Below are 26,972 nucleotides of genomic sequence, written 5' to 3'. Positions count from 1 at the left end.
GCGACCACATGCGCCACATTCCCCGGCGGCTGCGGATCGAGGTGGCGCAGATAGCCGGGTTGAGCGCGGCAAGGCGACCATATGCGCCACTCATGCGCCAGGCCACCGCATCGCGGCACCACCACGGCGCGCCGTCACCGCCGCGCGAACGCCCCGCGCGACCGCCGCGCTCAGCCCGCGTCGACCTTCAGGTACTCCTCGCGGAGCGCGGGGTAGTACGCGCTCCACTCGACCTCCGCGACGTCGCGCCCCTCGCGCGCCGCGACGAGCCGGTCGAGGTAGTACTCCCAGCCGGGCCCGATCGAGCCGACGTCCTCACCGCCGCCCAGTCGCTGGCCGAACGAGAGCAGGGTCTCGCCCTCGTCCTCCTTGAGCTCGAACCACAGGTGCCAGGTCCCCTCGCCGACGGCGGTGTCGGCGACCAGACGCCGTGGCTTGTCGCACTCGCGGATCGTGAAGGTCTCGGCGGGCACATTCTCACCCTCGGCGGTCATCCGGAACATCACGTGCCCGTCGGCCGGGTCGCCCTCCCACGTGCCGATCCACCTCTCGAGCCGGTCGGCGTCGGTCAGATCGCGCCACACCTTCTTCGCCGACGCGGTGAACGTCCTCCGCAGCACGAGGTGCCGCTCATCGTCGATCGTCTCGACCGTTCCGGTCACCCGCGGGGTTTCTGTCATGTCGCGTTCCACAGCTCTCGGTAGTACGTCATCCGACTCTCGTCCGGGGCGATGCCGTAGGCCTCGAGCAGAGTCTCGGTCCATCCTGGCCCATAGTTCCACTCCAGGCTCATCGCGGCGACGGCGATGTCGGCCCAGCGGTCGGCGACGCCGAGCGCGCCGAGATCGACGTGCCCCGAGACGGTCCCCTCGTCGGTGAGCACCGTGTTGGGGCTGCAGGCGTCGCCGTGGCAGACCACGAGGTCCTCCTCGTCGGGTGCCTTCCGCAGAGGCTCGGGCACGCGGATGCCGCGGCGCGCCGCCCGCGCGAGACGATCGGCGACCCGCCACGAGAACGGGCAGTCGGTCACGGGAAGCCGGTCGTGGAGCGATCGGAGGCCCACCCCGATCGCAGATACGGCGATCTCGGGTGCCGCGATCCACCGCGGCGCGACGGCACTCTCGCCCGGAAGAGCCTCGGTGACGAGCCACTCCTCGTCGTCGTCTCCGCCCCGCGCGATCACCCTCGGCACCGGTGTGAATGCGGCCGCCCACACCAGGCGCTCCGCCTCCCCCTCGACAGTGGTCTCGGCGTTTCTCGGTCCCCACTTCACGTAGCGGATGCCGGCGGCCCCGGTCGCGCGGAAGGTCAGCCCACCCAGTCCGTTCCGCCAGACGGGTATCAGGTCGTCAGAGCCGGCGAGATGGCGCACCCGCGTGGGCACCACCACCTCGTCCGTCGGAATCGACACGCGAGCCACCCTAGCCCGGCGGGGTTTGGTACCCTGGTACCCGCAACAAGGGGAGTACTCCCGTTTGCGGCGTGCCCGTCAATACGAATCCGATGCAGCGTTCCGGGCCGCCGACCCACTCTGGGCGGAGGAGACCTTGGGCGGTACGACGCCTGCCCTCACTCTTGGAGCATTTTCCGTGGACATCACTCCTCTCGTCTGGATCATCACGATCGCGGTCACCATCGCGTTCTTCATCTACGAGTTCTTCGCCCATGTGCGAAAGCCCCACGAGCCGAGCATCGGCGAGTCGGCCCGCTGGTCGGCCTTCTACATCGGCCTCGCCCTCATCTTCGGCGTCGTCATCGGCATGGTCTGGGGTTGGGACTTCGGTGGCGAGTACTACGCCGGCTACCTCACCGAGAAGGCGCTGTCGATCGACAACCTCTTCGTCTTCCTCATCGTCATGACCGGGTTCGCGGTGCCGAAGATCTACCAGCAGAAGGTGCTGATGATCGGCATCGTGATCGCGCTGGTCATGCGTGGAGCGTTCATCGCGGTCGGTGCGGCCCTCATCGAGAACTTCTCGTGGATCTTCTACATCTTCGGGGCGCTGCTGCTGTTCCTGGCCTACCGACAGGCGTTCTCGCACGGCGAGTCCGACCCCGCCAACGGCAAGTTCATGACGTTCGTGCGTCGTCACCTGCCGGTCAGCGACGAGTACAACGGCGACAAGCTGACCGTCAAGAAGGACGGTCGTCGGTTCGTCACCCCGATGCTGCTCGTCATCGTCGCGATCGGGTTCGTCGACCTCATCTTCGCCGTCGACTCGATCCCCGCGATCTACGGTCTGACCGAGGAGGCGTACATCGTCTTCGTCGCCAACGCATTCGCCCTGATGGGTCTGCGTCAGCTGTACTTCCTCATCGGCGGTCTGCTGGAGCGCCTGGTCTACCTCGCACAGGGTCTCGCGGTCATCCTCGCCTTCATCGGCGTGAAACTCGTCTTCCACGCTCTCCACGTCAATGAGCTGCCCTTCATCAACGGCGGCGAGCCGCTGCTGTGGGTTCCCGAGATCCCGATCTGGCTGTCGCTGCTCTTCATCGCCGGCACGATCACGGTGGCGACGATCGCGAGCCTCATCAAGACCCGCAACGACCGCGAGGCGAAGGACCGCGAGCAGATCGAGGGCGAGCCGGTCGTCGTCGCGAAGGACGAGTCGCGCGGCTCGTGACGTCACGGCGAACCCGTTAGCCTGGTGTCAGCGATACGGCGGTGACACTCAGTCCCATGGGGACTGACACGCCGTGTCGCTGACAGGCGGAACGGTTCGAAGGGGAACGGCATGGAGATCTCGGGCGCAGCAGCCCTCGTCACCGGCGGCGCGAGCGGGCTCGGCCTCGCCACCGCCGACAGACTCGCCCGCGCGGGTGCCGTCGTGACCATCGTCGATCTGCCCTCATCGCCTGGAGCCGAGGCCGCGGCCGGCTTCGGTGGGGCCTTCGCCCCTGCCGATGTCACCGACCCCGAGCAGGTCGCCGCCGCGGTCGCCACGGCGGCGAGCACAGGACCGCTGCGCATCGTCGTGAACTGCGCCGGGATCGCCCCGCCGGCCAAGGTGCTCGACCGTGACGGCCGGCCCACGCCCCTGGCCGACTTCGAACGCCTCATCCGGGTGAACCTCATCGGCACGTACAACGTGATCGCCCAGGGCTCCGCGGCCATCGCCCGCACCGAGCCCACCGCGTCCGGAGACCGGGGCGTCATCGTCAACACCGCCAGCGTCGCCGCCTTCGACGGGCAGATCGGTCAGCCGGCGTATGCGGCTAGCAAGGGAGGCGTGCACGCCATGACCCTTCCGATCGCGCGCGAACTGGCCCGCCACGCCATCCGGGTCGTCACGATCGCCCCCGGCATCATGGAGACCCCGATGCTGAAGGGCCTGCCGCAGGCGGCTCAGGACTCGCTCGGCGAACAGGTGCCCTATCCCGCGCGCCTTGGAAGGCCCGACGAGTACGCCTCCCTGGTGCAGCAGATCGTCGAGAACGGCTACCTCAACGGCGAGACGATCCGCCTCGACGGCGCGATCCGGATGGCTCCCCGATGACCGGCGTCGTCGAGGACAGCATCCTCCTCGCCGTCGCGGACGACGGCCTCGCCCGGGTCACCTTCAACCGCCCGGCGCGGTTGAACGCGATGGACTTCGCGATGGCCGAACGCTGGCGCGAGATCGCCCACCGGGTGGCCGACGACCCCGCGATCGGAGCGGTGATCCTGGATGCCGCGGGGCCCGCCTTCTGCGCGGGCGGCGACGTGGTGGCGATGTCGACCAGCGGGGCTTCCGGTGACGACGTCACCGCCAGCGCCCACGTGATTCACGACGGCATCCGCACCCTTGCTCTGTCGGACACACCCATCGTCGCCGCCGTGCAGGGCGCCGTGGCCGGCGGGGGCCTCGGGCTCATGCTCACCGCCGACTACATCGTGGCCACCGACGCGGCGCGCTTCGTCAGCCGCTACGCCAACATCGGGCTCACCCCCGACCTCGGGGTGACGACGCTGCTGCCGGCGGCGGTCGGCCAACGGCGTGCCCTGCAGCTGCTGCTCCAGGACCGCACGCTCACTGCGGAGGAGGCACTCGATTGGGGTCTCGTCGCCGAGGTCGTGCCCGCCGCCGAGCTGGCCGCCCGGGCCGAGGCGATCGCCCGCACCTGGATCGACGGCGCGACCGCAGCCTTCGGGCAGGCCAAGCGCCTGGTCCGGCAGGGGGCGGATCGCCCCTTCGAGGCGAACCTCGACGACGAGGCCGCCACGATCGGCGCCCGGTTCGCCACCGACGAGGCGCGCACCCGCGTCGCGGCCTTCGCCGCAGCATCCCGTTCACGATCCCGCTCGGAGGAGACCCGATGACCCTCGCCGGAAAGACCATCCTCATCTCGGGCGGCAGCCGCGGGATCGGCCTCGCGATCGCGCTGCGCGCGGCGCGCGACGGCGCGAACATCGCGCTGCTGGCCAAGACCGACACCCCGCACCCGAAGCTCGAGGGCACCGTGCACACCGCGGCGGCCGCGATCGAAGAGGCCGGCGGGCGGGCTTTGCCGATCGTCGGCGACGTGCGTAACGACGATGACATCACCGAGGCGGTGCTGAAGACCCAGGGCGAGTTCGACGGCATCGACATCGTGATCAACAACGCCAGCGTGATCGACCTGTCGCCCTCGCTCGACCTCGCGGCGAAGAAGTACGACCTCATGCAGGACGTCAACGTCCGTGGCACCTTCATGCTCTCGCGGGCGGCGGTGCCGATTCTGCGCGAGGCGGCCAACCCCCACATCCTGTCGCTCTCGCCGCCGTTGAACCTCAGCCCGCGCTGGCTCGGCGCGCACACCGGCTACACGCTGGCGAAGTACGGCATGACGATGGCGACCCTCGGCTTCGCCGCGGAGTTCGCCGAGGCGGGGATCGCGGCGAACACGCTGTGGCCGCGTACCACGATCGCCACGGCCGCGGTGCAGTTCGCCCTCGGGGGAGACCGGATGATGCGGGCCAGCCGCACGCCCGAGATCTACGCCGACGCCGCGTACGAGGTGCTGACGAAGCCGTCGCGGGACTACACCGGACAGACGCTCATCGTCGAAGACGTGCTCGAAGCCGCCGGTGTGACCGACTTCTCGCGCTACGCGGCGGTGCCGGGAACTCCCGACTACGAGCTCTTCCCCGACATCTTCCTCGACTGACGCGTCGCTGCGACGATCTCGTCGGCGGCGCGCTCTCCCGAGCGCACGGCGCCCTCCATGTAACCCGACCACTCGGTCGCCGTCTCGGTGCCGGCCCAGTGCACGTGGCCTCGCGGATGGAAGGACACCGGTGGGACCGACGAGCCGGGCGACGGAATCGAGCTGTAGCCGCCGCGGATCCACGGGTCGTCGGTCCAGTCCTTCCCCACGACATCGAGGGGGCGCAACGTCTCGTCGCCGAGCACGGGGACGAGTGCCTCGAGAACGCGGCGGTGGCGGACCGCATCGGAGAGCCCGCGGAGGTGATCGGCATCCCGTCCGGCGGCGATGAGACAGAGGCGCCCTCCGCCGCTCGGCGGGGAGATGTCGGTGGCCAAGCCGGCCGGCCCGTGGGGGAGGAGGACCGTGCCGGACAGGCCGCGATCTCGCCAGAAGGGCCGCTCATAGTGCGCGATCACCTTCACGATGCGCCCGCGCCGCTGCGAGGCGAGCCAACGAGCCAGGTCGGGATCCGGCGGAGGCGACAGGGCGATGTCGCGGCCGAGGGAGGGGGGAACGGCGACGAGCGCTCGGCGCGCGCGGACGGCACCGGTCGCCGCTTCGACGACCACCCCCGTCGCGGTGTCGTCGATCCGATGCACCGGAGAATGGAGCCGCACGTCGAGGCCGGCGGCCATGCGCGCCACGAGGGTACCGGCGCCTTCGAGGATGAGATCCTGCTGCGCGCCTCCGTCGAAGCCGAGCACCGACCCCAGTCCGCCTGATGACGCCACACTCTCGATCAGCACGAGAAGTGAGATCTCGGAGGGCTCGACGCAGAACACCTCCCGGAGCGCAGCCGCCGCCAGGTCACGGGCGCCGCGGTGGGGGATCCGCGTCGCGATCCACTCGGCGACGGTCCGCTGATCGAGGGCGTCGATCAGCGCGCGCCGGGGAGCGGTCGAGAGTCGCCGCCGCCAGTTCGCCAGGTCGAGGACGGCTGGCATCATCGCCAGGCCGCCGACGATCAGTGAGGCATCCGGCACCGGTCCGAAACGTCGCGTGCGACCGTGCCCGTCGATGACGACGGCGCGGCCGCTGGTGAAGGACGGATAGTCCGTGAGGCCGCGCTCCCGCAGGAGTGCGTTCATCCGGGTCTGCGACGGACCGATCCACTGCCCGCCGAGGTCGACCGTTCCGCCTGCGAGCTGCGTCGTCTGCGCGCGTCCACCGACGCGGCCCGACGCTTCGAGCACGACCACTCGATGACCTCGATCGTGAAGTCGCCGGGCGGCGCTGATTCCGGCGAAGCCGGCGCCCACAACCGCGACATCCCACATGCCAACCCCTTTCGCAGGTTATACAACAAGCGTTGTAAAACAAGCGTTGCACGAAAATGAGCCGACGTGCAAGAGTGACGTATGCCGAAAGTCGTCGACGCAGCGACCCGTCGCCGGGAGATTCATTCCGCGGCCTGCGCGCTCGCCGTGGAGGCGGGTTTCGCCGGCGTGACCATCCGCGCCGTCGCCGCACGGATGGGGGCGTCGACGAGCGTCGTCACGCACTATTTCCCCAGTCGCGAAGAGCTGGTCTCTTCCGCCCTCGATCAAGCCCTCGATCGTTTCTGGCAGGGCCTTCCCACCGCCCCACCCCCCACCGGGGGACCGATGGGAATCCAGGCCTTCGTGGAGCACGCCGTGTTCTCCTCTGCGCCGGAACTGCGCGACGTGTGGATGCGTGCTGTCGTCGATGCGCCGGGCGACCCCGTCGTCCGTGCCTCGCTCGACCGCTTCGACCGCCGGTGGGACGCCACGGTGTCGACCCTCGTCGATGCATTAGCCCTCGACGAGGCCGCCACCCGGTTGCTCATCGATCAACTCGACATCATCGTGTCCGGTGCGGTGACGACCGGCGTCGAAGGCGTCCCCGACGCCGACCGTCGCGCGGCGGTGTCGTCGCTGCTCGCCCATCTGCTCGCGCGGGGGTCGGGGTGAACCCGTGTCGTTCTCAGACGAGGGGTTTGCGGAGGAACACCTGGTCGCTGCCGTCACCTGGCACCCGCTGCGTCTCGCGGTAGCCCTCGCGCTCGTAGAGGCGGAGGTTCGCCTCGCTCAGCGACCCCGTGAAGAGCTCCGACTCGGTCGCGCCGGCCGCGCGGCCCCGCTCCTCGAGAGCCTCGAGGAGGCGCGAGCCGACGCCCTCGCCCTGCACGTCGGGGGCGATGGAGATCCGCCCGATGAGGAGCAGCCCGTCATCCACGCGTGCGCGGGCGGCGCCGACCATCCGGTGACCCTGGTGCGCGACGCAGCCGAGATTCTCGGCGAGCTCATGCTCGACCTCTTCGAGGGTCTGCGTGAACGGCGGCATCTCGACGCTCCCGTAGATGAGCGCTTCCGACACGAACGCCGCGCGCTGGAGCGTCAGCACCTCGCCGGCGTCGGAGGGACGGATGTCGCGGATCTGCAGCTCACTCACGCTCCCACGCTAGCCCGGGCAGGCTCGCACCCCGCTCAGGCTTGACGCGGTCGCGCGCGCGCCTCGCATTCGCTCGGCGAGTTCATCGGCGATCCTCGGCATCCGCTTCGCGGCGTCGGCCCCTCGACCCCGGGACCCGCGTCTCCCGGCCGCGGCCCTCGTGTCCTCGCCGCGACCCGTGCCCACCCGCCGCGACCCGTCCTTCCCCGCCGCGACCCGTGCCCACCCGCCGCGACCCGTCAGAAAATGCGGCCCAACGCGGGTCGAAGCGACGTTTCTTGACGGATCGGCGCGGCGGAGGGATGCCGCGCCTCCGCGCCTCCGCGCCGCGACCCGCGCCTCCGCGCCGCGACCCGTCAGAGAATGCGGCCCGACGCTGCGGGAAGCGACACTTCTTGACGGGTCGCGCAGAATCCGGGTCGCGCGGCGCGCGCCGCGGGCAGTCAGGCGGCGACGAGCCCGTGGCGCACGAAAGCCTTCCAGACGCCGTCGTCGTCGACGCCCGACGTGACCTCGTCTGCGACGTCCTTGACCTGAGCGGGGGCGTTGCCCATGGCGATGCCGAGCCCGCAGACCTGCAGCATCTCGAGGTCGTTGACGCTGTCGCCGATGCCGATCGCATCGGCGAGGGTGAGCCCGACACGGCCGACGTGGTCGACGATCGCCGCGCCCTTGGTCATTCCCGCCAGGCTCACCTCGCCCCCCGACTCGCCAAGATAGGGGATCGTGCCCGTGATGACGTGGAACCCCTCGCCGAGCCCGTCGCGCACCCGCGCGAAGGCCCCCGGGTCGCTGCCGAAGAACGTCGCCTTGGCCACGGGCTCGCCCGCCGGGCGGGGGCGGGGAGCCATCCGCGCGGCGAGCTTCTCCATGTCGGCGGTCGCGGCGGCGTCACGGCCTTGCGCGATGTCGCCCTCGAAGAGCGGCCGCACGCGGGCGAGGAGACCGGGGCTCGCCCAGATGTCGTCGTAGCCCTGCAAGATGAACTCGATGTCGGCCGAGTCGAAGAACGACCGCACCCTCGCGACATCCGCTTCGGGCATGGTGTAGCTGGCCACCAGCTCATCGCCCTGCTCGACGAACCCGCCGCCGGCGGTGATCGCGCCGTCGAAGCCGATCCGCAGAACGCTGTCGGGGATCTCGCGGCGCCCGCGCCCGGTGCACACATAGACGAGGTGCCCCGCTGCGCGGGCGCCGCGGACCGCCGCGATCGCCGACTCCGCCAGTTGTTGATGGTGGTCGACCAGAGTGCCGTCGACGTCGAGGAAGGCGATGCGGCGGGATGTCACCATCTCAGCGTGTCAGATCCTTCGTCGCCGCCCGGGCGGTCAGGGTCGCACCGTTCGTGCGGATCACGTCGCGATACCAGTCGAACGACTTCTTCCGGTAGCGCTCGAGGGTGCCCGAACCGTCGTCGTTGCGGTCGACGTAGATGAACCCGTAGCGCTTGCTCAACTGCGCGGTCGAGGCGCTGACGATGTCGATGCACCCCCAGGTGGTGTATCCGAGCACCTCGACGCCGTCGGCGATCGCCTCGCCCACCTGCACGAGGTGGTCGTTCAGGTAGGCGATGCGGTAGTCGTCCATCACGGTCTTGCGGCCGTCGACCTCGACCAGCTGATCCTTCGCGCCCAGTCCGTTCTCGACGATGAACAGCGGCTTTTGCCAGCGGTCCCAGAACTGGTTGAGCACGAGCCGCAGCCCGATCGGGTCGATCTGCCAGCCCCATTCGCTCGCCGGGAGGGTGGGGTTGGGCACGCCCCCCATGATGTTGCCTTCGCCCGCGGCTTTCTTCGCGGGGTCGGCGGTCTCGGCGATCGACATGTAGTAGCTGAACGAGACGAAGTCGACGGTGTTCTCGAGGTCGACACGGTCTTCGTCGGTGATCTGCAGCTCGATGCCCTTCTCGCGGAGGGTCCGCAGGAAGTAGCCGGGGTAGGCGCCTCGCGTGTGGACGTCGCCGTAGACGAGGTTGGCGTGATCGGCGGTCATCACCGCCAGTGCGTCCTCGGGGGACGGCGAGAGCGGGTAGACGGGCATAGACAGCACCATGCAGCCGACCTGCGCGCCCGGCGCGACCTCCCGGGCGATCCGGGTGGCACGGGCGGACGCGACGAGCTCGTGGTGCATCGCCTGGTAGAGCTGCTGGTCGCTGAGCTCCTCCTTCGGGGTCGCGATCCCACCCGACATGAAGGGTGCGTGAAGCAGCGAGTTGATCTCGTTGAACGTCAACCAGTACTTCACCCGCGATCCGTACCGCTCGAACAGCGTCCGCGCGTAGCGCTCATAGAACCCGATGAGCCGGCGGTCGGTCCACCCGTCGTAGGTCTCGGCGAGGTGGAGCGGCGTCTCGTAGTGCGAGATCGTCACGAGCGGCTCGATGCGGTGCCTCTCGAGCTCGTCGAGGATCCGGTCGTAGAACGCCAGGCCTTCTTCGTTCGGCTCGGCATCGTCGCCGTTCGGGAAGATGCGGCTCCACGCGATCGAGAACCGGTAGACCTTGAAGCCCATCTCGGCGAACAGTGTGATGTCTTCGGCGTAGCGGTGGTAGTGGTCGATCGCCACGAGCTTGAGGTTGTCGGGCGTCGGGGCCTCGGTGCGCGGACCCACGATGCCCATCGGCATCACGTCCTGCACCGAGAGGCCCTTGCCGCCCTGGTCGTATGCGCCTTCGATCTGGTTGGCGGCGGTGGCGCCGCCCCAGAGGAAGTTGTCGGGGAAGGTCAGCGGAAGGGAGACGTTGCTCATCAGCATCCTCATCGAACGGATGCCGCGGCCGACTCGATCGCACGGGCGACGAACAGCGCGTCACCGTGAGCGATCGGGCCCGATGCGGCATCGGTGATCTCGGGGTACAGGTCGCCGTTGGTGACGACGACGGGGGTGGTCAGGTCGTAGCCGGCAGCGGCGATGGCGTCGAGGTCGAACTCGATCAGGAGATCACCCGCCGACACCTCCTGGCCCGACGCGACCTTGACGTGGAAGTGCTCGCCCTTCAGTCGCACGGTGTCGATGCCGATGTGGATGAGCACCTCCGCGCCGTCCTTCGATCGCAGCCCGATGGCGTGACCGGTCGGGAAGAGAGCGGCCACCGTGGCATCGAACGGTGCGTACAGGACGCCAGACCGGGGGAGGATCGCCACCCCGTCACCGAGGCTGCCGTCCGCGAACGCGGCGTCGGGGGTCTCGGACAGTGCGACGACGGTGCCGTCGAGAGGGCTGCGGACCGCGAGGTCGGTGTCGGCCGTCGCCGGAGACGCCGGTTCGTCCTCGGTCGACTCCTTGAAGCCGACGATCACGACGAGCACGAAGGGGATGACGATCGCGGCCACGAGGCCGACGATCATCAGCAGCGTGCTGCCGTTGCCGATCAGCGCCGGGATGGCAAGGGCCGAGGGGACCACGAAAGCGGTGGCGAACACTCCGCCGGCGGCCAGGATCGCCCCGCCGACGACACCGCCGACGATGCCGAACGCGAAGGGGCGCTTCAGCGGCAGGTTGATGCCGTAGATGGCGGGCTCGGTGATGCCGGCGAGGAAGCCCGAGAGGGTCGCGGGCGCCGCGAGCGAGCGACGGGTCTTGTTGCGGGTGCGCACCCACACCCCGGCCACAGCGCCGGCCTGTGCGAGCACGGCGGCGAAGACGGGGGCGACGAGGAGGATCTGGCCGGTCGTCTGGTACTCGACGGTGAACAGCGGCACGAGACCCCAGTGCAGACCGAAGATGACGAACACCTGCCAGAGGCCGCCCATGAGCGCCCCGCCGAGCCACGGCACGGTGGTGAAGACGAAGCCGATCCCTCCGGCGATCCAGCCGCTGACCAGGGCCGAGAGCGGTCCGATCACGACGAAGACGAGCGGGACGGCGAGCAGCACGATGATCATCGGCGTGACGAACCGGCGCACGGCCGCGGGCAGCCTGGCGTACAGGAGGCGCTCGGCGTGGCTCTGCAGCCACACCACGATGATGATCGGGATGACGCTGGAGACGTAGTTGGCCATGGTGAACGGGATGCCGAAGAACGTGAGCCCCTCCACGCCCACGAGGGCGGTCGCCGCGGGATACAGCAGCGCCGCGGCGATCGCGAACGAGGTGAACTCGCTCGCCTTGAAGTAGCGCGCCGCAGTGAAGGCGAGGGCCAGCGGCAGGAAGTTGATGAACGCGTCGGAGAGGGAGTTCAGCACGACGTAGGTCGAGGTCGTGGTGTCGATCCAGCCGAAGGTGACGGCTGCGGCGAGGAACGCCTTCAGAAGGCCGGTGCCGGCGAGCGCCCAGAGCACGGGGGTGAAGATCGCCGAGATCATCGAGATGAAGCGATTGAAGAGGTTTCCCTTCGGTGCCTCCGCACCGTCACCGGCGCCGCCGGCTCCCGCGCCGATCTTCGAGATCGCACCGATGGCGGCGTACACCTCGGGCACGTCGTTGCCGATGACCACCTGATACTGGCCTCCCGCCTGAGCGGTGGTGATCACGCCCGGCGTGGCACGCAGCTTCTGCGCGTCGGCCTTCGCGTCATCCTTCAGCACGAAACGCAGTCGCGTGGCGCAATGCACCAGTGACTGGACGTTGTCTTCTCCGCCGACCCCGGCGAGTACCCCCGCCGCGGTTTTCGCGTAATCCGCCATTGCGATCCGCTTCTTTCTCGCCGCCTCTGCGCGACGCTTGCTCTTCTCGCGCGGCCGTCGCTCCGGCATCCGGACAAAAAAAAGACCTGAACTCAGGTCATCGTCGAAAACGACGATGCGAGTTCAGGTTTTGCCCGCTGACGCGGTAACAATCCAGTCGCGGCAGGAGATCACTCCTGCGGAAGGGAACCTACCACAGGTGGGTCGGGTGCCGCCATCGCGGCCGCCAGGCGTTCGACGTGGACGATCAGGTAGAGCAGCTCCTCATCGGTGAGGGCCGAGCCGGTCGCCGCGAGCACGTAGGCCTTGACGTCCTGGGCGATGGCGTACGAGCGGGGGTAGCTGCGCGCAGCGAATTCGAAGAACGAGGTGTCGCCGCTGGCGAGCATCGCCCGGTTGACCAGACGCTGCAGCAGGAACTGCACGTGGAGGATGAATCGGGCGTAGTTGGCGTCGTCGATGTCGAGCGTGACCCCGAGGCCGCGTTCGACGGTGGCGACGACGTGCTGCACGCGGCGGAAGAGCAGGGCGGCGGTGCCGTTCGGCTCGTCGCGCGTGGCGTTGAGGAGGTGCATCGTGAGGAACACCGCCTCTTCGGCGGGGAGCTCGCGACCGAGCGAGGTCGCGATGGCGTCGGCCATCGCCTGGGCGGCGCCGAACTCGTCGGGGTGGAGGATCCGCAGCTCGGGCATCGACGTCGAGGGGATGCGCACCCCGGCGTCGAGACGCTCGAGGACGAACTGCACGTGGTCGATCACGGCGAGGGGGAGCCGGCGCCCGAGGTCGCGCCCGAGGCGGCGCTCGGCCACCTCGACCCCGCGCATGACCGACTCCACGACCTCGTAGGGTGCGTCGCGCAGCAGCTGCTGTGCCTGCGCAGAGTCGCTCGTCGCATCGAGAACGAACGTCTTCTCCACCTTCGCGGGGTCGATCGGCGCCTCGGGCTTGAGACCGAAACCGATGCCCCGGCCCATCAGCACGCGCTCGCGCCCGGCCGCGTCGACGGTGATGACGACGTTGTTGTTGAGCACCTTCCGGGCGACGACGGTCGAGTCGCGCGCGGCATCGTGCCCTGCGGGGGCGGGCATGCGTGCATTCTAGGGCGGTCGGGTGCCGGACCGGCGGCCGGGTCGCGACCTTCGATGGCTGACGCGGACTCTGAGACCGGCCCCGCAACGCCCTATCGCATCATCGACGCTGACCGAACGCAGCGTCGCACTGACGGTGCCTATCCGGGCGCTGGGGTCGTACCGTTCTATGTACACGTAAACGGAAGGACGACTACGACGCCCTCACCGAACCGCGTACCTCCTACGCAATCCTGCAAACGCCGAGAGGCTGCTCGAGGCCGTCGAGCGCGCCCGTCGCGGCGAGTTCGAGCAGTACGATCTCCTCGACGCGTGACCCGAGCACTCGCGTTCGACTCGAACGGGTGGGAAGACTTCGTCTCCTGGCAGACGCAGGATCGCAGAACACTGAAGCGGATCAACTTGCTCGTTGCGGATGTCCTCCGCGACCGGTTCCAAGGCATTGGCAAGCCCGAACCGTTGCGCCATGTCCTGTCGGGCGCATGGTCGCGACGCATCGATGAGAAGAACCGCCTCGTCTACTACGTCACCGACGAACACATCGTGATCCTGCAAGCGCGAGACCACTACTGACGCGACGGAAGCTCACTGCTCGGACGCCCTCAATCACGATGTTTCTCGTATCCCTTGCCTTGCGCTGGTTCCCTGTCGCACTCGGGATCCCTCTACGGGTGGAACCTGGGTCGGTCAGGGCCTGTATTCGGCCCTACTGTCCGCCGTTGGTGCATCGGGAGGGAGCGGCGGGGCGCCGCCTGGCACGGAAGCGTTCAGCGCTGCGCCCAGGAACATCACAAACCTCACCAGCGCCTTGCCCACCGAGCGGATGACGAGCCAGATCGTCTGAACCCCACTGCGATCGCTCATCTGCTCATGATCTCCCGCGCGGTCGTCGATGCACAGCACCGCCGCCCCCCAAACCGTTCCGACGGGCAGCGGCCGTCAGGGGATCGTGGCGGATCGTCCATTGCTGAGCCAGGTGTCGATGCCGTCGCAACTGGCCGTCGTTACCGACAGGAGTGTCAGAGTGATCTCGTCCTCATGGTCTTGGATCCACTCACCGCTGAGCTCGTTGCATCCGTCGGTGCCGACGAGTGTGCCATCCGGGAGGAATTCCAGGTACGGTGCCTCGTCGGCGTTCGTTCCCCATTCACCGACGGGGCTTGGTGGTGGCGGTGCCGCGGGAAGGCCACCCTGCGCGATTCGATCGTTCCGTTCGTGCATCGGTGCAAGCCCCGTCTGGAACAGAACACTCGTGATCGTCGCTGACGCCAGCACCAGCACCACGGCGATGAGCCCAGCCCAGAACGTCGGCTTGCCGAGAAGTCGGAGCGCGATCGCGGCGCCTCCTGCCGCGGCGAGCGACACTCCCACTTCCCATGGGTACGCGGCACGCGCGGCGAAAATGAGATCCAGATCGCAGACACCCTCACAGCCGACCGTGCTGAACTGCTCAAAGATCTGCAGCAGGTGCACAAGCGCGAGAATGACCGGGATCGACAGCCACAGGCTGACCTCGAGCCCGCGTCGTTGCTGAATCGCCCCGCGTGAGAGAAGTGCAGCCGGCTGCTGATTCCCCTCATGGCGCATGCGGCCGACGGTAACACCGCAGCGGACTACCTTAGAACGGCGAGTACGGCCCACGCTCAGGGATCGACTTACGATCGGTGACTGCGGAACTCGCGTTTCACGTCGGCGAATGCCTGTACCTCGTCCTGTAGGCGATCTGCCAGCCACTCTCCGTCCCGAAGCCACTTCTGCAGGTTGGTGTCGGTGTCCCACCCCTTGAACGGGTCGGCGTGCTCCTCGAAGAATGTTTGCCAGCCCGTCAGGTCGGCCGCAAGCTGTTGACTCAGCCTGTATGTCTTGGGCGTGGTCGTGTACCCGAAGTCCCAGTACCGTCCGAGTGGCGCTCGGTCGACCGGTCGCTTAGCGTCAATGGAGGGTGTCGGGTCTGTGTCGAGTCAGGGCGTCCTCTGATCAAGGGAGATAGATGACCTTTCGTGTACGCCACCTCGCTGTTGGGATCCTCGTCTCAATCGGTCTGTGTGGATGTTCTGCGGCGACCGAAACGAATCAGACGACGGAGCCCGCGGGCGGGGTGATCGAGTCAGGAGTTTCGGAGTTGTGTGCCGAGGTGGACGAGTCACAGTCCACCGAAATTGGTGACGAGTGGGTCATCTCTCCCTCAGCCTTCGAGCGCGCCGCTGTCGATGATGCTGTGGTCAACGATGGGACTCAACCAAACGCTATTGACGTGACCTTCTCGCCCGAAGGGGCGAGCGTCCTCAACGCTTTGGCTGACTAAGCCGCGCAGTCGGGTGCGGAAGCCGCCTAGTTTTCAAGGTCGGCGACGAGGCGCTTGCGGCTGTCGCGGTGATGGAACCGCTGGACGGCGACCAGGTCACGATCGCCCTGTCGCCGGACGACGACCCGCAAGGGATCGTCGACTTGATTCACAGCAACTAACCCCTGCCGCGCATGAAGCACCCAGCCGTGTCAAAGCCGCGCCAAGGCCGACACAATCAGGCCGGTCACACCCAAGGCGATTCCAGCGAGTCCGCTGAGGACGGCAATGGTCGGCCACAGCGGAACAATCGAGAGCGTCGTTTCGCCGGTGGAGGTCGCGACGTAGGAGCACTGTGCGCCAAGCGGCAGCAGGGAGATTGTCTCGCCCGTCGCGGCGATGCCCTCTTGGTACTTCGCCACGAACTCAGCTGGCGGCGTGATGTTATGTAGGCATGCTGTGGCGTCTCTGCCCGCCAACGGCATGAGCGCTGCGGCGACACCGAGGACGATGAGAGCGGCACCGAAAAGCACAGCAAAGACCGAAGCGTTGACCTGCCAGGTCCTGGCATGCTGCCGGGAGCGACCATCCATCACAGAAGTATGGCGCCAACGCCCGAACTGCGTCGCTCATCGAAGACGTGCGCGGAGGATCCGTCAGCGGACAGGCGTCTGTTTGCCGGCGTCCGCGCCGTGAAGAGCTTCGAACGTGATGCGTTGTCGACGGGCCCGGACGAGGCGCACTATTCCGAAGGTCGCGAGCGCCGCGAAAGCCAAAAGCGGGACAAAACTGACGAACTGCGCGCCGACGACCCCGGAGAGGATTCCCGCAACGGCACCTAACCCACCGATAACGAGCATCCACAGCCCTCTGACCCGCATGCGATCGATGGCCATGCGTTCTTGAATGAGTGAAGCCAACGATGCGCCCTTCTGCCGGTCGCTCCAGCTTCGCCCACTCTTGGCCCTTTCAAGAGTGGCTTTGGCGCCCAAGAGACCGCAAGCCGATCGGCCTGCGTGATAGCAGAAGTGATGCGCGGGAGGCACCCGATGTACATGACAACGCTATAGATGTACACTTGCGGTATGTCTAGTGTCAGCGTCGCAGACGCCCGCAGCCATCTGTCGGACGTGATTGCTCGTTCCCAGAAGGAAGCGGTCTTCATCGAACGGCGCGGTCAGCGCGCGGCAGTGGTGGTGAGCCCGGAGCAGTATGAGCGCATGCTCGAGGCTCTCGAGGACGCCGAGGACGCGGCTGCCTTCGATGACGCGATGGCTGAAGAAGGCGAGAACATCCCCTGGAACCAGGTCAAGAAGGACCTGGGCTGGGAGTGAGCTACCGGATCGAAATCCGAGCGGCAGCTCTTCGAGCGCTCAAGCGCATCGATCACCAGGACCGCGACCGCATCCGCGGCGCGATCGCGCTGCTCGGTCAGGATCCGCGGCCGCCCGGAGCCAAGGCGCTACAGGGCCGAGATGGTCTCAGGGTGCGCGTCGGAAACTATCGCATCATCTACACCGTCCAGGAAGACATCCTCGTGGTGGTCGTCGTCACCCTTGGACACCGCCGCGACATCTACGACCGCTGACTCGTATCCCTTCCCTTGCGCGGCACCCTTGTCGCGCAAGGGATCCCGCAGCAGGCGCCCGAACCACCGCATCTGCTTTGGGGTTGGCCCGAGTATCGGTCAAGCTGAAGCGAACCGACGAAGGGCGCGTTTCGTGGCTTCACTCATTCAGCAACGCATGGCCATCGATCGAATGCGAGTGGAAGGGCTCTGGATGCTTGTCGTTGGTGGGCTAGGTGCGGCAGCGGGAATCCTCTCCTGGGTCGCTGGCATGCTGCAGTCCTTCAACTTCGCCCCACTCGCGGCCTTCGCGGTTCTCGCAACATTCGGAATAGTCCGCCTCGTCCGGGCCCGTCGCGAACGCATCACCTTCGAGGCGCAGCATGGCGAAGCCGCAGGGAAACAGACGCCGGTCCGTTGATCGGTTATCGCTCAGAGCGTTGCTCTGTGTGGAGCTTTGAAGGACCGGAACGGAGGGCGCGTCGCGCGTCATCTGTCGCGGAGTAGCGTTCCCGCGACTTGGCTTCTCCGGAGGACTCGACCGCGAAGGTGCCGCGACGAAGCGCGCCCCTGCTCGCACATCTTCGAGCGCGAGCTGTCTCGTATCTCTTGGCTTGCGCTACGCCCCTGTCGCAGTCGGAGTGCATCACCGATCGCTGTCTTGTCGCAGTGTTCTCTCACCGCCAGCGTTGTCAGGTCCGCTCGCCCGCCTGTTCACGCCGCCGGGGATATAGGGCCACCGGGGCGAGCCCTGTTCTAGACGCCGTCCAGTAAGCAGCATCCAGATTCCGATGCCGACAAGTATTCCGCCGAGAGTCGGTGGCACCAGGAGAATTCGCGCGTCGGTCTCACCGGGTGGCGACTCCCACACGGCCAGCCAGATCCACACGGTGACCGCGAAGCATGCCAACCCCGCAGCGATCCAGAGACACCCGATTGCTTGAGCTGCCCGCCGCTTACGCACCATCCGTGCATACCGCGTGACCCAAAGGCTAGCAACGGCTTGATCCTGAACCACCGTTGCCTCCGACCGCCCGTTCCCCGTCGCGCCATGCTCTGCGCGGGTCGAAGCGCCCGCTGCACGATCGGCTTGAGGTCTATCTACCCGGTCTAGTTGCCGCCGATTTGGACTATACCGATCTGGGTGGTTCCGTCGGCTTCGTAGACGGGGATGCGGTGGACGGTGTCGGCGTTTTCTTGTTGCCATCGGAGGGCGTCTTGGGGTGAGGTGAACGATTCGGCGGCGTTGGTGCCGTTCGCGTCGTGAAGGTCGGTGCGCCAGACGTATCCGGGCTTGTTATCGGTGGTGATGACGGCTATTAGGTCGGGTTCGCCGTTGTCGTTGATGGCGCCATAGGTGTACCCGTCGACGTTGACCGCCCAGTCGGTGGTTTCCGCAGAGGCCCATGCGGCGGTCATTGACCATACGGCGTCTGGGCTGGTGGCGATGCCGACCTGGTTGCCGATAACTGCGTCAGCGGGAATGAGGTAGGTGGTCGGTCGGGCGGTGTCCAGCGCGGTGGTGCAGGTGACAGCGGCGCCGTCATCGAAGGTGAACGTCCCGGGGGTAAGGCAGGTCAATGACACGGCGACCCCGGTGGCATCCGCCGGTCGTTGGCCAAGTTCCAGCGCGGCGGGACCCGTGAAGGTCCCAGTGGTGGTTTCGGCCAGCTCGGTGATCTCTGTTCCGCCGGGGAAGGGAAGGAGGCCGGTTGCAGCGGCTGCAGCAGTTCCGCCCAGGACGAGCGTCAGCGTGATTCCGCCGGCAAGAAGAGCGCGACGTCGTTGCGGGCGCGTTGAGGTGTTGACGTGGTCGATGAGTCGGGCGCGGAACGCGGTGGCGAACTCGGCGCTCATCTGAGTGGTGTTCATGTCGCCTCCTTCGAGAGGTAGCCCACGAGGGTGTGGTGACCCAAGTGCTGCCGCAGCTTGGTCCGGATTCGATGCACGCGGGTGCGCGCCGCGGCCGGGGACACCCCAACCGCGGCGGCGGCGTCCGTGATCGAGTAGTCCTCCACGGCGACCAGTGCGAACAGTTCCGCTTCCGCGCTGCTCAGAGTCGCCAGCGCGGCGGCGAGGTCACCGTCTGCCGCAAGCCCGTCTAGGGCGGTGTCCTCTGCCGAAGGCACGGGCGTACCGTGGGGCAGCGTGACGAGGAAGTCTCGGTAACGACGCTTCGCGCGGCTGAGGTTCAGGCAGACGTTCGTGGTCGTAACCAGCAGCCACGGCAACGGCGACCCTTCGACCAACCGCACCTGCCGCCGCCGACGCCACAGCTCAAGGAACGCCACCGCGGCTGCGTCCTCGGCATCGTGCGTGTCCCGAAGGATCCGGTACCCGTGACGGAACACCCGGTCACGATGCAGGTCGAAGAGCTCACCGAACGCGTCGCCCTCGCCGCCAGCGGCACGCGCCCATAGCGCCTGCTCAGTCCGCTGCGTCGCACTCATACTCTGTAGTGTCCGAATTCACCCGATTCGTAACATCCTCCACCACCGTTGAGCATCGATCGTCGAAGATCCCATGGCCTTTCCGTCCTGGGGACGAGGCTTGGTCGGCCACCGTGGGATTTTGACTCGAGCGCGAAGTCGGTTGCGGCGAGTCGCTAGAACACGGACGCCGATCGCGGCGTGGGCCATCGTTGCGGGCGGGTGGCGGCGGAATCCATACTCAATCGGTGAGCGGCGAGGGAAATGTTTACGACGCAGCTCGTCGACGAGTGGCCCTTGACACTGAGGTGAAGAGACGTGAGCGTGACGGTTGGGCGGTCCTGGAAAGGGGGCGCTTCGAGGTCACGATGATCCACGATGTTCGGCCACCGTGGTGGCAGATCCTTCTCACGCTGGTGCTGGGAGTGTTCGGCGCCGCAGCCGTTGTGTCCGCGGAGCGGTACTTGCGCATCGAGGCACTGGGCGACGGTCAGCTCCGTCGCCGGACGACTGGCGACGTCCCTCGCGGCTGGCCTCGTAAGCGGCGGTGGGAAGTTCCCGATGGAACCTTTGGAGGGTTCGTGTCTGAAGGTGATCGGGATTAGACAATGCCCCCGCTAAGTTGGCGTTTGCCCGCGGTTGAACTCCTGCCGCGACGCTTTGGATCAGTTGTGCGGCAAGCTGGCGTAGTGGAGCCGAGCCGGGATTTGTGGAAGCTGCTGAACGCTGAGGTACTACGGTTCCTCAGCGAGCTTGACCCCTACGGGCTCACCCCGGGCGCTCCGGACGGGGCTCCTGCTGACGAGTACGACTCGGAAGCGACGACGATCGCCAGCATCCTCCTGAAGGACGGAACAGTCACTGCCGAACAGCTCGATGCTGTATGGCAGAAATGGTTCGGAGAGCGACTGACCGTCGTCGTCGGCAGCAAGCAGGTCAACACGCTCATATCCGAACTGACTTCGCTCGGTCAACGGCGGCATTGAGGGGTCGGTTTTCGCGCGGAGAACCCATTGTTGAACATGGTCGTGGCCAGCCCCGCTTCATTGTCATCGAGCTTCTCGCGTGACCTGTCCGACCAGAATCCCTGCAGCAGGGGGAATGGGGCTTGCAACCGTCGTCGGACCTGGCTTGTATCCCTTGAATTCCGAGACAGTGTGGCCGTTGGCGGACCCGCCTGGGAATGCTCGCCGTCCAAACATCTTGTCGGACGGCGTCGATAGACTCGGCTCTTGACTGAGCTGGCGCTCCCGGGCGACGTGAGCGTGGCCACGGGGCTGATGGGGCATGTACGTGAGTCGCACTACCGTCCCAGCGCAACGTGAACACCGAGTTGGTCCCGCTGAACTGGCACATCGGCCAGGTGCTCGCCGAACGTGCCGACGAGGCCCATTGGGGCGCAAAGATCATTTAGCGCCTTCCCTCGGATCTTCGTGCGGAGTCTCCCGACTCCCGTGGGTCGTCAAACCGCAACCTGACGTATATGCGCTCGTTCGCCTGGGCTTGGCCGGGACCCCGCGGGATCGCGCAACAGCCCGTTGCGCCATTGCCGTGGAGGCACATCACCTTGCTACGGGACAAGCTCACCGATCCAGAACTGCGGGACTGCGCGAAGCAGGGGTGTCACCCCTGAGGAGTGACACCCCTTCGATTCATTCGGACGTCCACGTCCCGTCGATGACATCCTCAGCCAGCGACCGCTCGTCTTCTGGCAACGAGCTATCGCTCCAGTCGATCAGAATCCAGTCCGACTGGTACGCGTCGTCGAGGGTAAGAGCGAACTCGCTTGCTAGGAGTTTCGAGGAGAACCGGTAGAAGGTGGCGTCCGCTGCCGAATACCCCTCTATGCATCCCTGGACCCCGTCGCAAAGATGTGATGTCTCGTCCCGCAGCCCCTCGAACGCAGCGACCTCAACCGGGCCGCCCGCCACTCCCTCTTGGGGAACGAAAGTCTCCAGGCTCAGGTCCTGGCGAGGGTCACGAACTAGCCATGTGACGGCGATCACCGCAATGACAATTAGGACGACAACCGCGGCCGCTATCCCGCTTCCAATCCAGACGATGCGACGGGTTTGCATGCCTTACCTCCAGTTGCACAGATGCGACGCGGCGTTGTTTATCCAGTAGGGGTTGTTCGAACGGGTGCCTTCCAAATCCCAGGCGACGCCCGCCGTAAATGGTACGTAAGCCCCCAGGACATGGCAGTCGTACTGTTGGCGATATGTGGCTTTGTTGTTGGCGATTGGCGCCTTTCCTCTGAGCTCATCCCATCCGGCGCTCTTGAGAATCGCCTGCCCGGCCGCCCAGCCCGCCACACCGCCGGCAACGCCGAGTTGGATGGCCGCGCCCCACTGCGAAGGAACGGCCGAGATGTACTGAAGTGAAGCGTTCTGGTACACCTGCTGGAAGATTGCGGCCCCAAGCCAGGGGTCGGCCACGATGGGATAACTCACGTCTTTGCCGCGGTGGTCAACCACCTGCGTAAGTGTTGACCCGCTGAGTTCGTAGGTGGTTGGCACTGCACTGCCGTTGCCATCAACAGCCCACGGGGCAGCGATACCGAGGACCAGTGACCCATCCTTCGTCACCAATGCGCCTCCGTCCGGGAGGAAATCAATCGTCGCGCCTTCGGGGATGTCGAGGGAATAGGCGAACCGGTCAGGAGCATCAGGCCCTTCGATGACAGTCAGAAGTTGGAGGGAGCCATCATCCTTGACGACCGCTGACGAAGAGGTCCCGTTCACAAGATCTCTTGATGGAGGACTGTCTCGCATCCCTCGCCTTGTGATGCTGTTTCGCTCGACGATGCTTTACGCGCTGAGATCGCGGGTCCGATGACGTCGGACGGCATTCGATATCAAGATTGTCACCATTAACGGAAGCCATACGCCCACGAGCGTGAGGACCCCGACCCACACCCCGGTGGAGGAAGCCAGCATCAGCGCAGCAAACATTGTCAGGAAAAAGCCGGCAATGCGAAGCACCTTTACGGCTTTCGGCTCATCGCTTGGCGTGCTCGAGAACGGGTATGAACTCGTCGGCCGATCGTGCGCGTAGACGAGGACGGATGCGACAGAGCTGGCGGCGCCAAGGGTGACCAGCAGGACCCACATCCAAACGCTTTCCATGGATGAGATGCAATCACACTGACTCCGCCGGCCGGATGAGTCCGCCGGCCACGTGGGGGCGTTTGAAACCTTTAGTCTCAGGGGATGAGCCGGGGGAGCTTGGAGGTGGCACAGGACCTCGTGGACAGGGGTCAGTCTCGGGAGGCGATCCGGGTGCTGCGTCGGGAGGTGGAGATGGACGAAGCCCCTTATGACGTTCGGCTCATGCTGGCCGAGTTATACCGGAGCCTTGGCTGCCCTGATCAGGCGGGCCGGTGGGGAATAGTCGTCAAAGGATGGACCACGCCGATTGAGCGGGATCGTCTCGGCCGCCTGCTGGGGGCAAGCGGTCCGCCGCAGAGTTGGAGAGGGGAACTCCTCGCCCTTCCGGGCAGCATGCGCGACAACCCCGACTTGATCGAGGTGCTCGAGGTGATCGCCCCGGCGCATCGCGAACGGTTCCGTGCTCGGCTCGGTCACTATCCTCCCGAACGACCCTCGAAGTCCGTGGAGACGCTGGAGACCGTGGCTGGGTTGGGGATCCTCGTCGGAATCGTGGCGCTGTTGCTGGGAGGACTCGGTGCTTTCGTTGTGGCACCCCTCAGTTTCGAGGCGAGCAATTACTGGGTGCTGCTGCTCGGCGGGATCGCCGCCGGACTTGTTGGAGTTGGGCTGATCGCGCTGGGCGGAGCTTTCCTTCTCAAAAAGAAGTTGTGGCAGAGCGTGATCGCGATCGCTGTGGGTGTGGCAATTGTCGCGGTCGTGGCAGCGGGGTTCGCTTTGCTGCCAGCTGCATCAGGTGTCTAGGTGCTTGCCTCAAGAGCCCCCCGACTGCGCCGCTGACGGACTATGTGCATACGTTGCCTTCCTCTCCGTCATCCAACTTCTCCCATGACCTGTCCCCTGAGGACCGCACGGCGGGAGCAACGTTCGCCCACACAGCTGGGTCGCAGACTGTCTCGCATCGCTTGCCTTGCGAGACGTGTCTCAGCTTCAAAGGCGCTCGCTCCTGACGCGCGTCGTTCTCTGCGGAGGCCCACTCTCGTAACTGTGTGTCGCAACCCAGTGGAACCACTTCGAGTGCGGAACTCCCTTACGAGGCACCCAAGGCACCAGGGGCCTCGCTGAGCGCTGCGCCGGACGCTTCTCGCTCAGCTCGCGCCCGCGCGGCACGGATGCCCCCGGGTGCTTCTCACCATGCCCCCGGTACCCTGGGACGGTGACCGAGAATCCTCCTGCCCGCGGCACCGCCGGGCCCGTCCGCCAGGTGCGGCCCCGCACCGAGGGGTGGAAGCAGCAGAAGGATGCCGACGGCCGCCCGCTGCTGCAGTTCGCCAGCCCGAAGCGCGGGAAACCCCCGGTGCACCTGGCCGACCTCACCGCCGAAGAGCGCGCCGCAAAGGTGACCGAGCTCGGCCTCCCCGCGTTCCGCGCCAAGCAGCTCGAGACCCACTATTTCCGCCATTACACGAGTGACCCCGGCGAGATGACCGACCTCCCGGCATCCGTCCGCGATGACCTCGTCGCCGGCCTCCTGCCGCCGCTCCTCACCGAGGTGCGCCGCCTGCAGACCGACCGGGGCGACACGATCAAGTTCCTCTGGAAGCTCCACGACGGTGCGCTCGTGGAGTCGGTGCTCATGCGCTATCCCGGCCGCATCACGCTGTGCGTGTCGAGCCAGGCCGGATGCGGCATGAACTGCCCGTTCTGCGCCACCGGCCAGGCGGGTCTCACGCGCAACATGTCGGCGGCCGAGATCGTCGATCAGATCGTGCGGGCCAACCGCCTCATCCGCGAGGGCGGGCTCGGCAAGCCCGACCACCCCGACGAGCGCGTCACCAACATCGTCTTCATGGGCATGGGCGAGCCGCTGGCCAACTACGCGCGGGTCATGCAGGCGGTGCGCGTCATGATCGACCCGCAGCGCGGGCTCGGCATGAGCGCGCGTGGCATCACGGTGTCGACCGTCGGACTCGTGCCGGCGATCCGGAAGCTCTCGGCCGAAGAGATCCCCGTCACCTTCGCCCTGTCGCTCCACGCACCCGACGACCACCTGCGCGACGAGCTGATCCCGGTGAACTCGAAGTGGAAGGTCGATGAGGCCCTCGACGCCGCCCGCGAGTACTTCGACAAGACCGGGCGCCGCGTCTCGATCGAGTACGCCCTCATCAAGGACATGAACGATCACGCCTGGCGCGCGGATCTGCTGGCCGAGAAGCTCAACGCCCGCGGTCGCGGCTGGGTGCATGTGAACCCGATTCCGCTCAACCCCACCCCGGGGTCGGTCTGGACCGCGTCGGAGCGGAGCGTGCAGAACGAGTTCGTGCGGCGCTTGAACGCCGCGGGCATTCCGACCACCCTCCGCGACACGCGCGGCAAGGAGATCGACGGCGCCTGCGGACAGCTCGTGGCCACCGAGGCGGATGTCGCGGCGGCGGCCTCCAGCTGATCGGCGACCCGACAGATTGTCCTCGAAGGCCGCGAGATACGGCATGGTCGGAGTATGACGAGTGTTGTCGAGGTCGAAGACCTCACCAAGACCTACCGCGGCGGCTTCCAGGCGCTGAAGGGCGTGAGCTTCGACATCCGCCGCGGCGAGACCTTCGCGCTCCTCGGCCCCAACGGCGCCGGCAAGAGCACGACCATCGAGATCCTCGAGGGGTACCGCGACCGCTCGGGTGGCGAGGTGCGGGTGTTGAAGGTCGACCCGCGCCAGGGGGATCTCCGTTGGCGCTCGCGGCTGGGCATCGTGCTGCAGAGCACGGGGGAGGCGCCGTCGGCGAGCGTGAAGGAGCTGCTGTCGCACTTCGCGTCGTTCTACCCGCGGGCGCGGAAGGTCGACGAGGTCATCGAGGCGGTCGGGCTCTCCGAGAAGGCGAAGACCTCGGTGCGCAAGCTGTCCGGTGGTCAGCGTCGGCGTGTGGATGTGGCCCTCGGGATCATCGGGTCGCCCGAACTGCTCTTCCTCGATGAGCCGACCACCGGGTTCGACCCCGAAGCCCGGCGGGTGTTCTGGGAGCTCATCCGGGGGCTCCAGCGCGAGGGAACGACCATCCTGTTGACCACCCACTACCTCGATGAGGCCGCCGAGCTCTCCGAGCGCGCGGCGATCGTCGTGGGCGGCAAGCTCGCCTCGCTCGGTCCGGTCGGTGAGCTCGGCGGGGCCGAGGCGCGCATCCCGATCGTGCGGTGGCGCCAAGACGGACGAGTCCGCGAGGAGCGCACCGAGCATCCGGGACGCGTGGTCGCCGACCTGTACGACGCGCTCGGTGCCGAGCCCGAGGGGCTCGAGATCGTGCGACCGAGCCTCGAAGACGTGTATCTGTCGTTCGTGGAGGGCGAAGCGGGCGACGACGCCGCGCCCGAGCCCGGTGGCGACACCGAGACCGTCACGGAGGTGACCCGATGAGCACCACCCGCGCATCGCACAAGGTGTCGTTCGGGCCGAGCCGCACCATCCGCCTGGGCCTTCGCCGCATCGCCTTCGAGGTGCGCGCCTACTTCCGCCAGGGCGACTCGGTGTTCTTCACCTTCCTCTTCCCTGTGCTGTTCCTGTTCATCTTCGCGGTGGCCTTCAGCAGCAGCACCTTCGGGCCGCCCACCGACGAGGTCACCGCGGCCGGGTACTACCTCCCCGCCATGCTCGCCGCGGGCCTGCTGCTCTCGGGCACGCAGCTGCTGGCGATCGACATCGCCATGGAACGCAGCGACGGCACCCTCAAGCGCCTGGGGGGCATGCCCCTCTCACCGGTGTCGTACTTCATCGGCAAGCTCGGCCAGGTGCTGGTGACCGGGGTGTTCCAGGCTGCTCTGCTGCTCGTGATCGCCGCGGTGTTCTTCGGCGTCGCCCTCCCCACCGACCCCGAGCGGTGGCTGACCTTCACCTGGGTCTTCCTCCTCGGTGCCATCACCTGCGGTGTTCTGGGGATCGCCCTCAGCGCCCTCCCGCGCAGCGGCCGGAGCGCCACCGCGGTCGTCATCCCGATCGTGCTGGTGCTGCAGTTCATCTCCGGTGTCTTCATCCCGTTCGACACGCTGCCGGAGTGGCTGCAGAACTTCGCCGGGATCTTCCCGCTTAAGTGGATCGCGCAGGGGATGCGCTCGGTGTTCCTCCCCGAGGTCTTCGCCGACGCCGAACCGGGCGGATCGTGGCAGCACCAGGAGACCCTCATCGCGCTCCTCATCTGGCTGGTGGTGGGTCTGATCCTCGCCCGACTGACCTTCCGGTGGATTCGCAAGGACGGCTGAGCGTCCCGCCTGACACCGCCCGCCAGCACTGACACAATCGACC

29 protein-coding genes and 1 pseudogene are annotated in these 26,972 nt (G+C 67.0%); 15 read left to right on the top strand and 15 right to left on the bottom strand.

All coding sequences use genetic code 11. The features are described 5' to 3' along the window. Positions 1-170: 170 nt before the first annotated feature. Positions 171-680, bottom strand: a complete 510-nt coding sequence (locus tag FBY40_RS16995) for an SRPBCC domain-containing protein (protein WP_141939903.1) — start codon at positions 678-680, stop codon at positions 171-173. Beyond that, a complete protein-coding gene (locus FBY40_RS16990) occupies positions 677-1,411 on the bottom strand; it encodes an aminoglycoside 3'-phosphotransferase (RefSeq protein WP_141939902.1) in 735 nt (244 codons plus the stop codon). The genes FBY40_RS16995 and FBY40_RS16990 overlap by 4 nt, the downstream gene beginning before the upstream one ends. A 178-nt stretch (positions 1,412-1,589) precedes the next feature. On the opposite strand from FBY40_RS16990, the gene FBY40_RS16985 reads away from it, so the two are divergent. The 4 genes from FBY40_RS16985 (at position 1,590) to FBY40_RS16970 (ending at position 5,127) form a co-directional block, all read left to right on the top strand. After that, the gene (locus FBY40_RS16985) at positions 1,590-2,624 is read left to right on the top strand and encodes a TerC family protein (RefSeq protein ID WP_124292332.1); all 1,035 of its coding nucleotides are present in this window, start codon (positions 1,590-1,592) and stop codon (positions 2,622-2,624) included. Between the two features lie 111 nt (positions 2,625-2,735). Next, positions 2,736-3,497, top strand: a complete 762-nt coding sequence (locus tag FBY40_RS16980) for an SDR family NAD(P)-dependent oxidoreductase (protein ID WP_124292333.1) — start codon at positions 2,736-2,738, stop codon at positions 3,495-3,497. Beyond that, entirely contained in the window at positions 3,494-4,300 is an 807-nt protein-coding gene (locus FBY40_RS16975) for an enoyl-CoA hydratase/isomerase family protein (RefSeq protein ID WP_141939901.1), read from the top strand. Before FBY40_RS16980 ends, FBY40_RS16975 begins: the two co-directional genes overlap by 4 nt. Next, positions 4,297-5,127: an SDR family oxidoreductase gene (locus FBY40_RS16970; protein WP_141939900.1), complete on the top strand. Its 831-nt coding sequence runs from the start codon at positions 4,297-4,299 to the stop codon at positions 5,125-5,127. The genes FBY40_RS16975 and FBY40_RS16970 overlap by 4 nt, the downstream gene beginning before the upstream one ends. On the opposite strand, the gene FBY40_RS16965 is transcribed toward FBY40_RS16970, so the two are convergent. Next, a complete protein-coding gene (locus FBY40_RS16965) occupies positions 5,094-6,446 on the bottom strand; it encodes a flavin monoamine oxidase family protein (protein WP_141939899.1) in 1,353 nt (450 codons plus the stop codon). The genes FBY40_RS16970 and FBY40_RS16965 overlap by 34 nt on opposite strands. A gap of 81 nt (positions 6,447-6,527) precedes the next feature. On the opposite strand from FBY40_RS16965, the gene FBY40_RS16960 reads away from it, so the two are divergent. Then, positions 6,528-7,100: a TetR/AcrR family transcriptional regulator gene (locus FBY40_RS16960; protein ID WP_141939898.1), complete on the top strand. Its 573-nt coding sequence runs from the start codon at positions 6,528-6,530 to the stop codon at positions 7,098-7,100. 13 nt (positions 7,101-7,113) lie between these two features. Here the strand turns inward: FBY40_RS16960 and FBY40_RS16955 are convergent, their stop codons facing one another. The 5 genes from FBY40_RS16955 to FBY40_RS16935 all read right to left on the bottom strand — a co-directional run bounded on the left by FBY40_RS16955 (position 7,114) and on the right by FBY40_RS16935 (position 13,294). After that, on the bottom strand, positions 7,114-7,581 hold the full coding sequence (locus tag FBY40_RS16955; RefSeq protein WP_141939897.1) for a GNAT family N-acetyltransferase: 468 nt from the start codon (positions 7,579-7,581) through the stop codon (positions 7,114-7,116). A gap of 443 nt (positions 7,582-8,024) precedes the next feature. Continuing rightward, entirely contained in the window at positions 8,025-8,870 is an 846-nt protein-coding gene (locus tag FBY40_RS16950) for an HAD-IIB family hydrolase (protein WP_160141435.1), read from the bottom strand. 4 nt (positions 8,871-8,874) lie between these two features. Beyond that, positions 8,875-10,329, bottom strand: a complete 1,455-nt coding sequence (locus FBY40_RS16945) for a glycoside hydrolase family 1 protein (RefSeq protein ID WP_141939895.1) — start codon at positions 10,327-10,329, stop codon at positions 8,875-8,877. An 8-nt stretch (positions 10,330-10,337) separates the two neighbouring features. After that, a complete protein-coding gene (locus FBY40_RS16940) occupies positions 10,338-12,206 on the bottom strand; it encodes a beta-glucoside-specific PTS transporter subunit IIABC (protein ID WP_141939894.1) in 1,869 nt (622 codons plus the stop codon). A gap of 170 nt (positions 12,207-12,376) precedes the next feature. Beyond that, positions 12,377-13,294, bottom strand: coding sequence for a PRD domain-containing protein (locus FBY40_RS16935; RefSeq protein WP_141939893.1), 918 nt, complete (start codon positions 13,292-13,294; stop codon positions 12,377-12,379). A gap of 312 nt (positions 13,295-13,606) precedes the next feature. Between FBY40_RS16935 and FBY40_RS16930 the strand changes: the two genes are divergently transcribed. Beyond that, positions 13,607-13,867: a Txe/YoeB family addiction module toxin gene (locus FBY40_RS16930; protein WP_141939892.1), complete on the top strand. Its 261-nt coding sequence runs from the start codon at positions 13,607-13,609 to the stop codon at positions 13,865-13,867. Between the two features lie 366 nt (positions 13,868-14,233). On the opposite strand, the gene FBY40_RS16925 is transcribed toward FBY40_RS16930, so the two are convergent. The 3 genes from FBY40_RS16925 to FBY40_RS16915 all read right to left on the bottom strand — a co-directional run bounded on the left by FBY40_RS16925 (position 14,234) and on the right by FBY40_RS16915 (position 16,474). Further along, positions 14,234-14,881 (bottom strand): META domain-containing protein, encoded by a 648-nt coding sequence (locus FBY40_RS16925; protein WP_141939891.1) that lies wholly within the window; start codon positions 14,879-14,881, stop codon positions 14,234-14,236. 909 nt (positions 14,882-15,790) lie between these two features. After that, the gene (locus FBY40_RS16920) at positions 15,791-16,171 is read right to left on the bottom strand and encodes a hypothetical protein (protein WP_141939890.1); all 381 of its coding nucleotides are present in this window, start codon (positions 16,169-16,171) and stop codon (positions 15,791-15,793) included. 63 nt (positions 16,172-16,234) lie between these two features. Next, positions 16,235-16,474 carry a hypothetical protein gene (locus FBY40_RS16915; protein ID WP_141939889.1) on the bottom strand — a complete coding sequence of 80 codons (240 nt, stop codon included), beginning with the start codon at positions 16,472-16,474 and terminating at the stop codon, positions 16,235-16,237. A gap of 189 nt (positions 16,475-16,663) precedes the next feature. Here FBY40_RS16915 and FBY40_RS16910 point away from each other — a divergent pair, with 189 nt between their 5' ends. From FBY40_RS16910 to FBY40_RS16900, 3 genes are all read left to right on the top strand, one after another. After that, positions 16,664-16,912 carry a type II toxin-antitoxin system Phd/YefM family antitoxin gene (locus FBY40_RS16910; protein WP_141939888.1) on the top strand — a complete coding sequence of 83 codons (249 nt, stop codon included), beginning with the start codon at positions 16,664-16,666 and terminating at the stop codon, positions 16,910-16,912. Further along, entirely contained in the window at positions 16,909-17,166 is a 258-nt protein-coding gene (locus FBY40_RS16905) for a type II toxin-antitoxin system RelE family toxin (RefSeq protein ID WP_141939887.1), read from the top strand. Before FBY40_RS16910 ends, FBY40_RS16905 begins: the two co-directional genes overlap by 4 nt. Positions 17,167-17,299: 133 nt before the next feature. Beyond that, positions 17,300-17,566 carry a hypothetical protein gene (locus FBY40_RS16900; protein ID WP_141939886.1) on the top strand — a complete coding sequence of 89 codons (267 nt, stop codon included), beginning with the start codon at positions 17,300-17,302 and terminating at the stop codon, positions 17,564-17,566. A gap of 689 nt (positions 17,567-18,255) precedes the next feature. Here FBY40_RS16900 and FBY40_RS16895 read toward each other — a convergent pair. Both FBY40_RS16895 and FBY40_RS16890 read right to left on the bottom strand, forming a co-directional pair. Then, positions 18,256-19,017, bottom strand: coding sequence for a hypothetical protein (locus tag FBY40_RS16895; protein WP_141939885.1), 762 nt, complete (start codon positions 19,015-19,017; stop codon positions 18,256-18,258). Then, positions 19,014-19,595, bottom strand: a complete 582-nt coding sequence (locus FBY40_RS16890; RefSeq protein WP_141939884.1) for an RNA polymerase sigma factor — start codon at positions 19,593-19,595, stop codon at positions 19,014-19,016. Before FBY40_RS16890 ends, FBY40_RS16895 begins: the two co-directional genes overlap by 4 nt. A gap of 668 nt (positions 19,596-20,263) precedes the next feature. On the opposite strand from FBY40_RS16890, the gene FBY40_RS16885 reads away from it, so the two are divergent. Next, positions 20,264-20,560 (top strand): hypothetical protein, encoded by a 297-nt coding sequence (locus tag FBY40_RS16885; protein ID WP_141939883.1) that lies wholly within the window; start codon positions 20,264-20,266, stop codon positions 20,558-20,560. 443 nt (positions 20,561-21,003) lie between these two features. Beyond that, positions 21,004-21,207 (top strand): annotated as a pseudogene (locus tag FBY40_RS17705) (DUF1016 N-terminal domain-containing protein); the annotation flags it as partial. Positions 21,208-21,226: 19 nt separating this feature from the next. On the opposite strand, the gene FBY40_RS16875 reads toward FBY40_RS17705, so the two are convergent. Further along, on the bottom strand, positions 21,227-21,652 hold the full coding sequence (locus FBY40_RS16875) for a hypothetical protein (RefSeq protein ID WP_141939882.1): 426 nt from the start codon (positions 21,650-21,652) through the stop codon (positions 21,227-21,229). A 3-nt stretch (positions 21,653-21,655) separates the two neighbouring features. Then, positions 21,656-22,318 carry a hypothetical protein gene (locus FBY40_RS17470; protein ID WP_200830011.1) on the bottom strand — a complete coding sequence of 221 codons (663 nt, stop codon included), beginning with the start codon at positions 22,316-22,318 and terminating at the stop codon, positions 21,656-21,658. Positions 22,319-22,807: 489 nt separating this feature from the next. Between FBY40_RS17470 and FBY40_RS16865 the strand changes: the two genes are divergently transcribed. From FBY40_RS16865 to FBY40_RS16850, 4 genes are all read left to right on the top strand, one after another. Continuing rightward, a complete protein-coding gene (locus FBY40_RS16865) occupies positions 22,808-23,488 on the top strand; it encodes a hypothetical protein (RefSeq protein WP_141939881.1) in 681 nt (226 codons plus the stop codon). A 412-nt stretch (positions 23,489-23,900) separates the two neighbouring features. Then, a complete protein-coding gene (gene rlmN / locus FBY40_RS16860) occupies positions 23,901-25,130 on the top strand; it encodes a 23S rRNA (adenine(2503)-C(2))-methyltransferase RlmN (protein WP_124292339.1) in 1,230 nt (409 codons plus the stop codon). Positions 25,131-25,184: 54 nt separating this feature from the next. Beyond that, entirely contained in the window at positions 25,185-26,090 is a 906-nt protein-coding gene (locus FBY40_RS16855; protein WP_124292340.1) for an ABC transporter ATP-binding protein, read from the top strand. After that, the gene (locus FBY40_RS16850; RefSeq protein WP_141939880.1) at positions 26,087-26,929 is read left to right on the top strand and encodes an ABC transporter permease; all 843 of its coding nucleotides are present in this window, start codon (positions 26,087-26,089) and stop codon (positions 26,927-26,929) included. The genes FBY40_RS16855 and FBY40_RS16850 overlap by 4 nt, the downstream gene beginning before the upstream one ends. Positions 26,930-26,972 lie beyond the last annotated feature (43 nt).

The sequence above is a fragment of the Microbacterium sp. SLBN-154 genome (assembly GCF_006715565.1).
Taxonomy (GTDB): Bacteria; Actinomycetota; Actinomycetes; order Actinomycetales; family Microbacteriaceae; genus Microbacterium.
Note: the sequence above shows the minus strand (reverse complement) of the source record. Positions and strands in the feature narration are given on the sequence as shown.

Coding starts and splice junctions, on each gene's coding strand:
- FBY40_RS16960 (WP_141939898.1), top strand. CDS start 6,528: ATGCCGAAAGTCGTCGACGCAGCGACCCGTCGCCGGGAGATTCATTCC.
- FBY40_RS16975 (WP_141939901.1), top strand. CDS start 3,494: ATGACCGGCGTCGTCGAGGACAGCATCCTCCTCGCCGTCGCGGACGAC.
- FBY40_RS16910 (WP_141939888.1), top strand. CDS start 16,664: ATGTCTAGTGTCAGCGTCGCAGACGCCCGCAGCCATCTGTCGGACGTG.
- FBY40_RS16980 (WP_124292333.1), top strand. CDS start 2,736: ATGGAGATCTCGGGCGCAGCAGCCCTCGTCACCGGCGGCGCGAGCGGG.
- FBY40_RS16895 (WP_141939885.1), bottom strand. CDS start 19,017: ATGAACACCACTCAGATGAGCGCCGAGTTCGCCACCGCGTTCCGCGCC.
- FBY40_RS16965 (WP_141939899.1), bottom strand. CDS start 6,446: ATGTGGGATGTCGCGGTTGTGGGCGCCGGCTTCGCCGGAATCAGCGCC.
- FBY40_RS16935 (WP_141939893.1), bottom strand. CDS start 13,294: ATGCCCGCCCCCGCAGGGCACGATGCCGCGCGCGACTCGACCGTCGTC.
- FBY40_RS16920 (WP_141939890.1), bottom strand. CDS start 16,171: ATGGATGGTCGCTCCCGGCAGCATGCCAGGACCTGGCAGGTCAACGCT.
- FBY40_RS16850 (WP_141939880.1), top strand. CDS start 26,087: ATGAGCACCACCCGCGCATCGCACAAGGTGTCGTTCGGGCCGAGCCGC.
- FBY40_RS16915 (WP_141939889.1), bottom strand. CDS start 16,474: ATGGCCATCGATCGCATGCGGGTCAGAGGGCTGTGGATGCTCGTTATC.
- FBY40_RS16925 (WP_141939891.1), bottom strand. CDS start 14,881: ATGCGCCATGAGGGGAATCAGCAGCCGGCTGCACTTCTCTCACGCGGG.
- FBY40_RS16970 (WP_141939900.1), top strand. CDS start 4,297: ATGACCCTCGCCGGAAAGACCATCCTCATCTCGGGCGGCAGCCGCGGG.
- FBY40_RS16875 (WP_141939882.1), bottom strand. CDS start 21,652: ATGCAAACCCGTCGCATCGTCTGGATTGGAAGCGGGATAGCGGCCGCG.
- FBY40_RS16855 (WP_124292340.1), top strand. CDS start 25,185: ATGACGAGTGTTGTCGAGGTCGAAGACCTCACCAAGACCTACCGCGGC.
- FBY40_RS16940 (WP_141939894.1), bottom strand. CDS start 12,206: ATGGCGGATTACGCGAAAACCGCGGCGGGGGTACTCGCCGGGGTCGGC.
- FBY40_RS16945 (WP_141939895.1), bottom strand. CDS start 10,329: ATGAGCAACGTCTCCCTTCCGCTGACCTTCCCCGACAACTTCCTCTGG.
- FBY40_RS16890 (WP_141939884.1), bottom strand. CDS start 19,595: ATGAGTGCGACGCAGCGGACTGAGCAGGCGCTATGGGCGCGTGCCGCT.
- FBY40_RS16995 (WP_141939903.1), bottom strand. CDS start 680: ATGACAGAAACCCCGCGGGTGACCGGAACGGTCGAGACGATCGACGAT.